General features: G+C 59.2%; 12 protein-coding genes and 2 pseudogenes. 5 read left to right on the forward strand and 9 right to left on the reverse strand.

Annotated elements, in window-relative coordinates:
• Positions 1 to 53: 53 nt before the first annotated feature.
• From DM818_RS12935 to DM818_RS12950, 5 genes and pseudogenes are all read right to left on the reverse strand, one after another.
• Positions 54 to 1,316: a protein kinase domain-containing protein gene (locus DM818_RS12935; protein WP_075936330.1), complete on the reverse strand. Its 1,263-nt coding sequence runs from the start codon at positions 1,314 to 1,316 to the stop codon at positions 54 to 56.
• A 333-nt stretch (positions 1,317 to 1,649) separates the two neighbouring features.
• Positions 1,650 to 1,832, reverse strand: a pseudogene (locus DM818_RS15220) (cold shock domain-containing protein); the annotation flags it as partial.
• Between the two features lie 51 nt (positions 1,833 to 1,883).
• Positions 1,884 to 2,078 (reverse strand): annotated as a pseudogene (locus tag DM818_RS15225) (cold-shock protein); the annotation flags it as partial.
• A 45-nt stretch (positions 2,079 to 2,123) separates the two neighbouring features.
• Positions 2,124 to 2,468, reverse strand: a complete 345-nt coding sequence (locus DM818_RS12945) for a hypothetical protein (RefSeq protein WP_075936329.1) — start codon at positions 2,466 to 2,468, stop codon at positions 2,124 to 2,126.
• 48 nt (positions 2,469 to 2,516) lie between these two features.
• Positions 2,517 to 3,788 (reverse strand): outer membrane protein assembly factor BamB family protein, encoded by a 1,272-nt coding sequence (locus DM818_RS12950; RefSeq protein WP_075936328.1) that lies wholly within the window; start codon positions 3,786 to 3,788, stop codon positions 2,517 to 2,519.
• 130 nt (positions 3,789 to 3,918) lie between these two features.
• On the opposite strand from DM818_RS12950, the gene DM818_RS12955 reads away from it, so the two are divergent.
• From DM818_RS12955 to DM818_RS12965, 3 genes are all read left to right on the forward strand, one after another.
• A complete protein-coding gene (locus DM818_RS12955; protein WP_075936327.1) occupies positions 3,919 to 5,130 on the forward strand; it encodes an outer membrane protein assembly factor BamB family protein in 1,212 nt (403 codons plus the stop codon).
• Between the two features lie 34 nt (positions 5,131 to 5,164).
• A complete protein-coding gene (locus tag DM818_RS12960) occupies positions 5,165 to 5,701 on the forward strand; it encodes a zinc ribbon domain-containing protein (RefSeq protein WP_143823771.1) in 537 nt (178 codons plus the stop codon).
• A 90-nt stretch (positions 5,702 to 5,791) separates the two neighbouring features.
• Positions 5,792 to 7,225 carry a hypothetical protein gene (locus DM818_RS12965; protein ID WP_075936325.1) on the forward strand — a complete coding sequence of 478 codons (1,434 nt, stop codon included), beginning with the start codon at positions 5,792 to 5,794 and terminating at the stop codon, positions 7,223 to 7,225.
• A 12-nt stretch (positions 7,226 to 7,237) separates the two neighbouring features.
• On the opposite strand, the gene DM818_RS12970 is transcribed toward DM818_RS12965, so the two are convergent.
• Positions 7,238 to 7,663, reverse strand: coding sequence for a dual specificity protein phosphatase family protein (locus DM818_RS12970; protein WP_075936324.1), 426 nt, complete (start codon positions 7,661 to 7,663; stop codon positions 7,238 to 7,240).
• 92 nt (positions 7,664 to 7,755) lie between these two features.
• Here DM818_RS12970 and DM818_RS12975 point away from each other — a divergent pair, with 92 nt between their 5' ends.
• Positions 7,756 to 8,301: a hypothetical protein gene (locus tag DM818_RS12975; RefSeq protein ID WP_075936323.1), complete on the forward strand. Its 546-nt coding sequence runs from the start codon at positions 7,756 to 7,758 to the stop codon at positions 8,299 to 8,301.
• Between the two features lie 2 nt (positions 8,302 to 8,303).
• Here DM818_RS12975 and DM818_RS12980 read toward each other — a convergent pair whose 3' ends face one another.
• The gene (locus tag DM818_RS12980) at positions 8,304 to 8,933 is read right to left on the reverse strand and encodes a zinc ribbon domain-containing protein (protein ID WP_075936322.1); all 630 of its coding nucleotides are present in this window, start codon (positions 8,931 to 8,933) and stop codon (positions 8,304 to 8,306) included.
• Between the two features lie 132 nt (positions 8,934 to 9,065).
• On the opposite strand from DM818_RS12980, the gene DM818_RS12985 reads away from it, so the two are divergent.
• Positions 9,066 to 9,644 carry a CAP domain-containing protein gene (locus DM818_RS12985; RefSeq protein ID WP_075936321.1) on the forward strand — a complete coding sequence of 193 codons (579 nt, stop codon included), beginning with the start codon at positions 9,066 to 9,068 and terminating at the stop codon, positions 9,642 to 9,644.
• A 50-nt stretch (positions 9,645 to 9,694) separates the two neighbouring features.
• Here the strand turns inward: DM818_RS12985 and DM818_RS12990 are convergent, their stop codons facing one another.
• A complete protein-coding gene (locus tag DM818_RS12990) occupies positions 9,695 to 11,089 on the reverse strand; it encodes a HEAT repeat domain-containing protein (protein ID WP_075936320.1) in 1,395 nt (464 codons plus the stop codon).
• Positions 11,090 to 11,134: 45 nt separating this feature from the next.
• On the reverse strand, positions 11,135 to 11,425 hold the full coding sequence (locus DM818_RS15035) for an FHA domain-containing protein (RefSeq protein WP_159436326.1): 291 nt from the start codon (positions 11,423 to 11,425) through the stop codon (positions 11,135 to 11,137).
• Positions 11,426 to 11,590 lie beyond the last annotated feature (165 nt).

An 11,590-nucleotide genomic window follows, 5' to 3' on the forward strand; every position in this document is an offset into this window, starting at 1 on the left:
GCGTGGCATCCTGCTAAAAACAGACGGGCGCTATCGACCACCCTTTCGGACAGTCACTCCCACTGTGCGCGGATTCGCCGATGGAACACGATCGCCGAGTCAAACCGATCAGCGACCGGCTCTCGTGTCGCACGTTCAAGCACGGACCCGATGGCTGACTCCCGGCCGTAGTCGACGGGACTCAGTCCCTGTTCTGGTCGGTCCTGTGGCAGAGTGCCTACCCGAAGGAAAATCCCCACCAGCCCGAGCTGATACACGTCGGACGCTGCACCAATCGGCTCGTCCATCTCCTCGCGTTTCTCACCGACTTCCGGCGGCGTATACGGCGTCTGTGGGTGAAGAATCGGTCCCGATCCGGCCAGATCAATTGCGATATCGAAGTCGACGAGTGACACTGTCCCGTCGGGCTGGAGAATGATGTCTTCGGGGAGGAGATTCTGCACGATGATATCGTTCGCGTGGCATGTTGCGACGATATCGGTGAGCTCTTCGAGAATGTACACAACCTCGTCGTCGGCAAGTCCCCCCTCCGTCTCGACGAGTTCCTCCAGCGTCATTCCCTCGATGACCTCCTTGACGAGGATGGCTCCGTTCTCGCGCTCGTACTCAGCGATGACCGCTGGCAACGTCTCTGCTAGCTCGGTCTCCTGTAACTTCCGCAGGATTGCGGCTTCGTTTCTGACAAGGTCGGCCCCGTCCCCGGTAGCGAGCTTCAGAATGACGGCGTGACTCGTTTCCGTATCAGTAGCCCTCCAGACGCTCGTCTCTGACTTCCCGCCCAGGGCTTGTTCCAGCCGATAGCGGTCTTCGATAACTGTCCCTGGTTCCAACGTCGACGGGTCGAGATTCATTGTTGCTGGCGAGTCGGTCGTCGTCTCTGCTGTCTGTTCGGCGGCCGATGCTGATTCCTCATCACTATCACCGGAATCGTCTGCGGAACTCGACAAGCTGGCGCTGGCAGTCTCTCGGAGCTCGTCTAACGCATCGTCGTCGGTCTCGGCTCGTCGATAAAACACCTGAAACCCGCTGGGAGTCCCCGGTGCCGGAACCAATCGTCTGGAGAGATACCCGTCGTTCACCAGCTCATCGAGGACGAGTCGTACCGCTTGCGTCGTGAGCTCGAGCTCGTCGACATCGAACCGCTCGGCGACGCGCGTTTCGGTCGCTGTCCGTTGTCCGTCGGCTGGGAGCCCGGTGAGCACATCACTCGGGGTGGACGGTTCCGTGACCTGCTCGTACACCAGTGGCGCAACAATTTCAGCTAGCTCGGCCACGTCTCGTCCCGTCTCAGTGAAGATATCGTCTGAGATTGGCATCTACACTGGCCATTCCATGGTATGCTAATAGTTGTGTTGCCGACTCACAGATGCGGCCTACAGTTCGGTGCCACAGTCCGGACAGAACGCTCCATCCGGGTACGCGGAGAGGTCGGTGCCACAGTAGGGACAAAACCGCGGCGACGCGTCCGTGCTGTCGTCGGTAGTACCGGTCGGCTCCTCCGTAGCCGTAGCTCCACCGGGGTCGTAGACAGACGTCTCGTCGTTCGTGCCTCCGGCGTCGTAGACTTGGGTGTCCCCTGTCTGGTCGGCTGAAGCAGTCGACGTTGTAGCTGTCTCCGATGGCGGAGCGGACGAGGCTGCTGAATGTCCACGCCGAACGTTCAGCGTTCGGGGTCCCTTTTCCGCGAACTCGACCTCAAACGTAACATCGGTTCCTTCGGTTAGATCTGGCCCGTCGAGATCTTCCATGTGGAAGAAGACGTCCTCATCGATTGCTGGTGCTTCGATGAATCCATACCCGCCAGTGTCGTTGAAAAAGTCGACTGTCCCTTCGTACTCGGTGGCGTTCCCGCTGGTGGCCCCGCCGGACGCTGTCGACTGCGCCCGGGAGAGGTCCTCTGCACGCGGCCCCTTGTCCGCCTGCACGATTCGAAACTCGACGGGGGTCCCTTCCGGAAGCTCTGTCAGCGAGGTGTCCTCGATGTGGAAAAATACCTCCTCGTCGGTCGCGTCCGTCTCGATGAACCCGTAGCCCCCGGTATCGTTCCAGAAGTCAACGGTGCCTTCGTGTCTGGTCATGTGGTCGCATGACACAGCAACTACCTAAATCGTTCCGCCGATCGCTCACTCTGTTTTCGCCGCGCGGTAGTAGACACGCTCGTTCCCATTTTGCACGACGACCGCCGTTTGGACGTGGCCCTCGGCGACGAGCTGATTGAGGAAGTACTTGATCACGCGTTTTCGACCTGCGCCAGTCACCGCAGCTTTCACTGTTTCGACGACTCCGCTGCCACGTTCAGTGCTTCCCACCGGGAGGTCAACGTTGTCCGCAATCTCAATCAGCGTGAACGCCTGCTCGGCGTGGTCGGTCAAAAACGAGTGAATCGCCCCCGACGGTGCTGGGTTCGACTGTGGCGACGCCTGGACGACATCGTTTCCCTCCTCCCACTCTGCGGCCGAAATCGGCATATGTAGCCATGATTCTGCACCGACATATAATGTGGGCTACCTGGCTGCTCACAGGCGAGTGAGGTCCGTGCCACATCCCGGACAGAATTTGGGGCCGTCGAGGCCGGTGACATCCGTGCCGCAGTGTGGACAGTGCGTGATATCAGGCGAGACGGCGGTGTCCACCGCCGTGAGATGCTCGCCACACGTCGGGCAGTACTCCCACGCCGGAGGCGCAGACGGGGTATTGACGGTCTCGCCCGAATCATAGATCTGCGTGTCACCGGTCGATTCAGTCGTCGTCGGGGCTGTCTTTGCGGTCGTCGACATCTGGAGGGCGAACACGTCGCCGTTGCTGGTGCCGTAAATCAATCCAGACTCCATCACTGCCGGTGCGCGGGTGAGTTTACCACCGGCGTCTCTGGTCCACTGTTCGCTCCCGGTCTTCGCATCGAGACAGGCGAGCTTTCCGCCCTGGTCTCCGACAATCACTGCCTCGTCAGTTGCAACTGGTGGACAGCGAATAATGCCAAATCCTTCGCTCTTCCAGTTGAGACTGCCATCTGCTGTATCGAGACCGTACACGGAGCCGTGGTCGGTCCCCACGACGACCTGCCCGTTAACGACTGCCGGTGCAGTTTGCACGTAGCCACCGACTGTATAGTCCCATTGCTTGACTCCAGAATCGGCTGCGACGGCGTAGACACGACCGTTGTTCGTACCGGCGTAGACGACTCCGTCAACAACTGTCGGCGGTCCCTCGAAGTTGTCAGCGGCTTCGATACACCACAGCTCGGCGCCAGACTCGAGGTCGAGAGCTCGAAGACAATCATCTCGTCCACCGACAAAGGCCGTCCCAGCCGCAACCGCTGGTGCAGTTTGAACCCACTCATCGGTGTCGAATCGCCAGCGAGTCGCGCCACTCTCTCGATCAAGCGCACAGACGCCGTTGTCCCTGGTCGCGACGATGACAAAATCCTCCGTCACTGCTGCCGGCACCGTCGAGAGTCCCTCCAGCGGTTGAGTCCAGAGGAGGTCACCGGTAGCGGTTACTGCCCGGAGTTCGTCGTTGGCTGTTGCGAAGACTGCCCCCGCATCATCTGCAGTTGGTGGTCCTAGCAATCGCTCTTCAGTTGTTGTCGCGGCCATCACAGACCCATCGGCCGTCAGCATTCGCACTGTTTTGCCGGCGGCGACGTAGAGCGTGTCCGCGGTAGCGCTTACGCCGACAATCGAGTGATCGAACGACTGGCGCCACGCGAGCGTCGGTTCGGTCGTCGGAATCCCAGCTAGCTGCCACTCGCCATGGTGTACGGGGTTGTACTGCCATTCGACGCCCATGTGTGGGCCACTGCCTGCGCTGGCAAAGAGCTACTGCTACATCCGAGGGAGAAGCGCGTGGCCGACCGCGCAATGAGAGCCACACCGGCTCTGCAGAATGCATTTACTTCTCCTCTGTGACGACCACCGTATGGGCGAAGACAGTGTCAATCCGACGCACCGAGGAATGGCAGTTGGAAGCCCGGGTAGCACTGTCGAAGTCGCGTGGGAGCGGCAGTTCGAGGGCGAGTTCGCTACCTTGGCAACAGACGGCGAGACGCTCTACGTCACCGATGGTACGCGGTTGTCTGCGCTCTCTCCGCACGGGGAGACGAAGTGGGAAAGTGACCTTCCGGCCGGCCCTACATATGTTCCTGCTATCGCTGGTGACCTCCTGTACACAACCGGCGACGACGGGGCATTATACGCGATTGCGCTCACGACAGGCGCTGTTCAGTGGCGGTTTTCTCCCCGCAAGCACCTCTATGGCGGCCCGGCCGTCGGTGACGGCTACGTTTTCGTTACCGATAACCACGGAACAATCCACGCAATTGACCAGAAGGCTGGTGAGCGCGTCTGGAAGTGGACGTTCCAAGACTCGACCACGGGACCAGTAACACCGGCAGCTGCACAGCAGACGGTGTACTGTACTGGTAAAATGGGGCCCCTCGCTGCGCTCGATACGAGCGACGGGTCGCTTCGATGGCAGCTGTCGACCGAAGGAGCGCCACGCTCAGTCACTGTCTTGGACGATGTGATTGTCTACCCGACAGATTCTACTGTTATCGCGGCCGCAAGTCCTGCTGGCACCAAACAGTGGCGAACAGACCTCGGGAGCCATCTCGCAAGCCACGGCGCGCCGGCAGTCGTCGGTGATACGGTGTATGCAACGACGACGAACATGGCCCCCGATATCGAGGCAACGACGAATCGAGGGACTGTACACGCACTCGACCTCGCGACTGGTGGTGAGACCTGGAGCTTCGAAGCCCCCGGGCTTGTTGAGACACTCCCTGTCGTTGTCGGCGACACTGTTCTCGTTGGCTGCCACGACGGAACGCTGTACGCCCTCGACCGAGCGACCGGTACTATCAACTGGAGCCAGCAACTCGGCGGCCAGGTCACTGTCACCCCAGTAGTGGCTGGCGAGACCATCTACGTCGGTGCTGCAAGCGGTGAGCAGATCACGATATTTGCACTCCGCGACCCATCAACTGGGAGCGTCGCTCAGACCAACAGCTCAGGAACGAACGTATACGAGCGAGACAGTGACTCCACGCAGGTGTATTGTGTCGAGTGTGGGACTGCTCTGACAGCCCAGCCCACCCCCGACTTCTGTCCCCACTGCGGTGCAAAACAGTGACTGTGTTTGCGAATCTCCGGAGGTGTCTCGACCAATGATACCAGTTCAAACAGCCTCACCCCAGGAAGTCGATATTGATCTCCCTCGCCCGCACCGAAAACGAATTCAAGAGACAGCCACGCCGGGAGACGAGGTCGTGTTGTCGCTCGGGACAGCGACGGCGACGCTACTCGGGAATCAGGGTAAAATACGGGAGAACCGGGAGCTTGACACGGAGATTCCACTCCGGGTGATTGAGACAGGCGAGAGTATCAAACTCGGCTCTCTTCCGAGGCGGATTGATGACGACATCAGAGGCGGACACAAAGGCATCGGTGAAGTCGAGCGGGTCTCCGCAGAGGTAGTCGATATCCACGCCGGTGAAACCGGTGGTACGGAACCCGTCACTGGTGTGAGAGACGCCGAGGCTGACCCACCCCGTAGCGACTCACCCGACGTTCCACCAGCGGAGCATCGGTCGGCCGCTGCAATCCAGTTTTGTCCCCAGTGTGGCGTCGATCTGCGATCACACAGCGACCCCGTATACTGTCCTGAATGTGGCACAGAGCTTCCCACTCAGGAGAGCGAGTAGACAGGTCACAGCGCCCCTGTTGCGGCTCAGAAGAGACTCCACGCATTTGCAGGTAAATTTCATATAGGATGAACGACCAGAGCAACAATCATGGGACCATCTCTCGCTGCGGACCTCCGTGATCTGGCGCATTCTACGGGACTCTTCGTCGTGGGAGAGATGTTGCTCCTCTTGCTGTTCTACTTGCTCGTCTTCCGAGCGCCGCGGGTATTGATGCAAGAGTTTGGGGACTCCTGGCTGCTCTTAATCTCCCCTGTGGTGCTACTGTGTCTTGTGGTAGCACTCTTTTCTGTTCTGCCTGATGAGATTGCTGGACTCTACGTCATCTTGATTCCTGTACTCAGTGTTTTACTCGTAATAAACCTCGGACTCGATGCCATAGCAGGGGATTCTGGGTCGGCCGTTATCGAAGGTGTCCTGTTCGTGCTTTCGGCTCTGCTGCTACTCGTTGTTCTGCTGGGAGGGTGGATTGTCACGAGTTCGACGCTATACTGGATATTAAAACGATACCCAGGTTGGTATGGCACCACGCTTCAGCGACCAATCCTCTGGACGCTCCCGCCACTCATTGTGTGTCTCTCGGTGCCTGTATTGGTCTACTGGGGCGTTGTGAGCGGGATACAGACCATCGCAGCGATTGTTTGGATTGGGTCAGCGGCTACGTTAGCAGCACGCAGCCATGTGTATCTCTCACGAGTTGGATTTAAGAACTCAGGCATAATGTTCCTGCTCGCTGGATCTATCCCGCTTGGAGCCAGTGTCACCTTGACACTCTCTGCGATTACCAAACCGTTGTTCGGACAGCGGTTCGTCATGCTCTTCGACCAGGTTGCCGCACCGATTGACCTGATTATGCTCCCAGTACGCCCGAATGAGATGGGTATTTTGCTCCTCACTCAGCCATCATTCGCGTGTGTGTCGCTGCTTGCGGTCGGGGCTATTTCCTCACTCGCAAGTGATCGAAATCCGTCGAACACACCCGCTACTGATCTCGACTCAACTACGAGTCGCCCCCGGAGTCCTCCCCGACCAAATCAAGACACATCATCGACGGGTACGACCAGCACAGATACTGGTAGCTCGCCGCAGCAGGCAGACTCGGGTAGCGCATCAACGGATGATGCTAGTGAGACCGGCGGTGTCCAGTGGGAGTCTCGGCTGACTCCGGATTATGAGATGTGGGTTGAGTATGCAACCGCCGACAGTAACGGGACCCAACAGTTGCTCGTCGCGTTCCCAGAGTCACAACAGACCGAAGAGGAACTCAAAGAGGCTGCTGCAGAATGGGCGTTCTATCACCCGGATCAGTCCACGGCAGTGTTTGACGACCCCGTCCGTCGCGAATGCTGGTATGCGACCGATGGAGCTATCGCCCGCCGCGATATTGACCGTGTATTTCGAGTCCGGCCCCTCAATCTAAGGGGGCCAGAGACGAGTGCGGTAGACGGCGCTGATTCATCAGCTGATAGTGGAAATACGAAGATTTACGATCCGGATACAGACGGTGACCAGGACAAATCGTAGCCAGCTACTCTCTCACTGGTGTCGAAGCGAATCGACCACCGAAACAGCGTTATCTCGGAGTCGTGGGTGGAGATGCGGCTGTGTCGTCTCTCGAATCGTGTCGAGGGCCGCATCGAACGATACCTCGTGAACGAGCGCGAGCGCCGCGCCAGCAACGGCAACTGACCGACTTGCACCAGCCGAACAGTGGACAACTACGCGGCGATCGGCTGTGAGTCGGTCGACCGTCGTTTGAACTGCTTGGGCGAGCGAGTCACGGTCGTTTTGTGGCCCATCGACCATCGGGTGGTCGTGCACCGACACTGCCTGCGGGTATCCGCCGTCTGGTGGCTCGTGGGTGAGCTTCACCACATCTGATATCTCATGCGTATCGTACCGATGCTGATCACCTGCTTGCTGAATATCTGCGATGAACAACCCGGGCGCTACGTTCTGCATACCAACTCATCACAGCGAACTGAACTTGAATCTATCACAGCTCCCCCGGTTGCTGGGTTACTTTTATAAGCAATTGGACAACGTCTTAGTGTATGTCCGGGGGACCGGCCGCACAGCAGACCGCACAGCAGTACATTCGAACCCAACTCTCGGGATCAGTCGCAGATCTCTCGTACGTCGGTGGGCAGTCGGTCTCTAACGGTCGACGGCTCGGCTTCAAAGTCGCGTGGCAACGTGATTTCACCGTCGTCGGACTGATGCTCGGCGTACTGCTTGGTGGTCTATTTGGGCTTCTCATCTCCATTCTGCTGGGTCTTGTACTCCTCCTCGTCGGCTTCCCGGGAGCGCTCGTCGTACCGTTGGCGTTTCTGGGAACCGTCGGGATAGCTGGACTTGCCGGATACAGCGGGGCCTATCCGATTGAACACGAACGTCTCAGTGTCACGGTTAGCCCGAACAACTCGGTGACGATGGTGAATCGCGAGCTCTCGGAGGGAGAGTTCAGCCGTGCACTCGGCCGGAGTTACGACCGCCAGACCGACCAATTCTCCGAGATGGCGCGAACGGCTAGCATGGAACTTATCCTGCACAAATTTGTCGACCGGTTCGTCAACTCAAACGACAACAATCGCCCTTGAGTCTAGAACTGCGTGCCACAGTTGGGGCAGAAGGCGCCGTCTGCAGGGACATCAGTTCCGCAACTGTCACACGTCGTCGTATCATCGTCGGTTCCGTCCTGTGTCTCGGAGCTACGTTTCATCCCGCCGTCACTCCGGAGACTAGAAAGCCCGCTCAGTGAATCGACGATGGAGTCGGTGAGAGCATCCAGGTTCGTCACCATACGGTAGCCAAGGAGTCCGAGCGGAACGAGAGCGATCAGTAGGAAGGCCAGATCGAACGTCCAGATACCCGGTTGGGGGGTGAGAAATGGCGTCACGATTGGCTTCAAGACGGTGTGGAGGAGGAGAACGGTGAGAAGGAGAATGATTAGTCGCGCACCGCGAGCAGTGGCCTGCACGATGCGGTTGTCCGATGACTTTCCGGTTGAATGAATCCGGAGTCCGACCCACGCGACGACACCGACCATCAACACCCCGATTACGGCACTGACGACCTGGGCCACTGTGAGCTCTGTCGACGGAACTGTGTTCTCAAGGCCCGGCAGGACGGTGACGAAGATGCGGATGACGAGCAGACTCAGTAGCGCGAGTCCAGCCTTCACGATGGGGCGAACGAACGGACGCACGGCAGAGTCGATATCACTGCTCATGGCTACCGGGTTGTGATAAACGAGCCATGAAAGTATTTGGGATGGAGTACCACGCAGTGTAGCCAGGGCAAAATCCGCTCGCAGTGGCCCGAATACATATATACTCGGGATTCAGATACGAAGTCGAACGCCGTGGACGACGACCAAACTGCTGAGCAGCCGTCACCGCCGGAAGACGGCTTCATGACGCTCGATCTGCCTGACGAGACAGGCGGGCAGACTCCCTCGGAGCTCGGCATTTCCCCGACCGCGCTCGCTCACCTGACGCATTACTACACCGAACGAGCCCGGCTCGACCACGACGCGACGCTCCTTCGCTTCGATGAAGACCTTGCACAGATCGCTGTAGCACACAGTCGCGACATGCGGACGCGGGAGTATCTCGGCCACGAATCGCCCGAGGGAGACAACGTCGGTGAACGACTCGACCGCTTCCAGTACGCGCCTCCGGAGTCTGAACGCAGGGGGGTGCGGTTCGGTGAGAACATTGCGCGGAACGCGTATCGCGTACCGGTCGAGTCAGACGGCCGCCATATCAACCACACTGTCGAGGACGTGGCAGCTCACGTTGTCGACCAGTGGTTGGACTCTCCGGGACACCGAGAAAATCTGTTGGACCCGACGTGGGCGCGGGAGGGAATCGGCGTTGCCTTCCATCCACATCGGTCCGGGGCCTTTGTCTTTGTCACGCAGGTCTTCAGTGACGTATAGCACGCTATTCCCTTCGGCGTGAGGACGGTGAAAATCAGCTATATCCCCCATCAGGGGAGTTCAGAGCCGCAATGACCGCAGAAAGCGGCGGCGCTTGCTGGAAGCTGCTCTCCACAGTGTGGGCAAAACTGTGATGCTCCCCGAGAGTCCTCCCCTCCCTCGTTTGGATTGAACACCTCCGTTCGATTCTCTTCGTCGCTCGTTTCTGTCTCGGTCGTCGGTGACTCGTCCCGCGTCGCAGTCTCGCGGGAGGACTCACTTGCGGCGGGTTCAGCACGTGTGCTCGCAGGTTCGTCCTGCTGGGTTTCGGTAGCTGTCGTGCTGGTGTCGGTAGTCGTAGCCGTTTGTGACTGACTCGTCGTGGTGTCGCTTGTGCTGCCTGGAATCTCGGTCACCTGTTGTTCGATTGCGTCGGTCGTCGATTGGGTAGTGGCGTCCGTGCGACGACGAGTCGTCCCGGTGGACGAGCCAACCGACGGTGCCGATTCAAGCGCGGTAATCGCCTGGTCGATCATATCCGGATCAATATCCAAAACCTGCACATCTCGAACCGCTTGGAGGCCTGCGATTGCGTCGTCTGTTGGGGTAACTGTTGACGGGGTTTGGATGGCTGCACTGACAAGCGCGTAGGTTGCGTACCGACGAACGTCGATGCCTTGGGCCGTGAGGAGACGAACGAGTCCGGCTGAGGCTGCGGTGCCGACCCGCTCGGGATACTCAACTGCGACGTTTGACAGCGTCCACGCGGCGTACGTTTGCACCGACTGCTTCGAATCTTCGAGCAGTTCTGAGACGGATTCCGCTGCAGGCTCGACGTCTTCGGGAAACGCAGTGGCGATTTGGCCAAGCGTTCCGACGGCGTTGTGCCGGACGAACTCGTTCGAGTCAGTGAGGAGGCCGACACAGGGGTCGACTGCGTGGCGAATCGACGCCGGCGAGACTTTGCCGAGGTTCCAGGTGACGTAGGCGGCCGACGAGCGAACATTGGATTCGTGATGCTCGAGGAGTCGAATGGCGTCCTCCGTAATCGACTCACACTCCGTCGGATACTCGTCGCTCAGACCGATGAACGCCGAGATTGCAGCGTCCTCTGTTGCCGTATCCTGCAAGCGACGTTTCAGCTGCGCGAGGGCCGGATGTACCTTCTCCGGATACTCGACGGCGATTCGGGAGAGACACCACGTGGCGTTCGCTCGAACGTCATCTGAATCATCAGTAAGTGCTTCCCTGAGTGCCGGAACGACGGTCGAGACGCGTTTGGGTCGCGGCTCTGCTGCTAGCGAGAGACTGTAGGCCGCAGCGTTCCGGATATCCGCCCGGTCAGCTTGCAGCATGTCAGATAACTCGTCAACGTGCTCGGCGGCAGCCTGGGGATCTGATTCTGCGAGCGTTGCCAATTCCTGTGCTCGGTCCGGATCGAAGCGATCGTCTCCCAACAGACCCATTGGGAACGCATAGCATATCCCCCTACAAAATTCTATGTGTGAGCCTCAAGCAACCTCGAAACGGCCACGCAGCTCTCCCGCCAACACGACTTCGTCACCGTCGGCGAGTGATGTCCACTGTTCCGGTGGAAGGCGCGTCCCGTCGAGGACGGTTCCGCCCGTCGAATCTAAGTCCTGCAGCTTGAGTTCACCATCGACCGATTCGACGATGAAATGGTCGCGGCTAATCGCTAACGCTCGCTGTTTCGCGACGCCCTGGTCGACCAAGTGGCGTCGGAGCTCTCGGCCGACTGCAACTCCCGTCGGAATCTCAATCCGGTCTCCCTCGATGTGCAACCAGACCTGTGTGCCCGCTCGGGTACCAACGTCCGGGTCGTAGACTTGCGTGGCGGTGTCGCTGTCCGCCTGCGAGTCAGACGAGCCGTCGACGCTGTCTGGCTGGTGGGCGTGCTGTACTGCTTCGGTATCACCGTCACCTCCGGCGGTTGCTGTGTCTCGCGC

It is taken from the genome of Halosegnis longus (assembly GCF_009663395.1).
Taxonomy (GTDB): domain Archaea; phylum Halobacteriota; class Halobacteria; order Halobacteriales; family Haloarculaceae; genus Halosegnis; species Halosegnis longus.

What these genes read in the sequence shown, in the direction of transcription:
- DM818_RS12960 (WP_143823771.1), top strand. Translation starts at nt 5,165, where the DNA reads ATGATACCAGTTCAAACAGCCTCACCCCAGGAAGTCGATATTGATCTC.
- DM818_RS12980 (WP_075936322.1), bottom strand. Translation starts at nt 8,933, where the DNA reads ATGAGCAGTGATATCGACTCTGCCGTGCGTCCGTTCGTTCGCCCCATC.
- DM818_RS12955 (WP_075936327.1), top strand. Translation starts at nt 3,919, where the DNA reads ATGGGCGAAGACAGTGTCAATCCGACGCACCGAGGAATGGCAGTTGGA.
- DM818_RS12990 (WP_075936320.1), bottom strand. Translation starts at nt 11,089, where the DNA reads ATGGGTCTGTTGGGAGACGATCGCTTCGATCCGGACCGAGCACAGGAA.
- DM818_RS12975 (WP_075936323.1), top strand. Translation starts at nt 7,756, where the DNA reads ATGTCCGGGGGACCGGCCGCACAGCAGACCGCACAGCAGTACATTCGA.
- DM818_RS12950 (WP_075936328.1), bottom strand. Translation starts at nt 3,788, where the DNA reads ATGGGCGTCGAATGGCAGTACAACCCCGTACACCATGGCGAGTGGCAG.
- DM818_RS12965 (WP_075936325.1), top strand. Translation starts at nt 5,792, where the DNA reads ATGGGACCATCTCTCGCTGCGGACCTCCGTGATCTGGCGCATTCTACG.
- DM818_RS12970 (WP_075936324.1), bottom strand. Translation starts at nt 7,663, where the DNA reads ATGCAGAACGTAGCGCCCGGGTTGTTCATCGCAGATATTCAGCAAGCA.
- DM818_RS12935 (WP_075936330.1), bottom strand. Translation starts at nt 1,316, where the DNA reads ATGCCAATCTCAGACGATATCTTCACTGAGACGGGACGAGACGTGGCC.
- DM818_RS12945 (WP_075936329.1), bottom strand. Translation starts at nt 2,468, where the DNA reads ATGCCGATTTCGGCCGCAGAGTGGGAGGAGGGAAACGATGTCGTCCAG.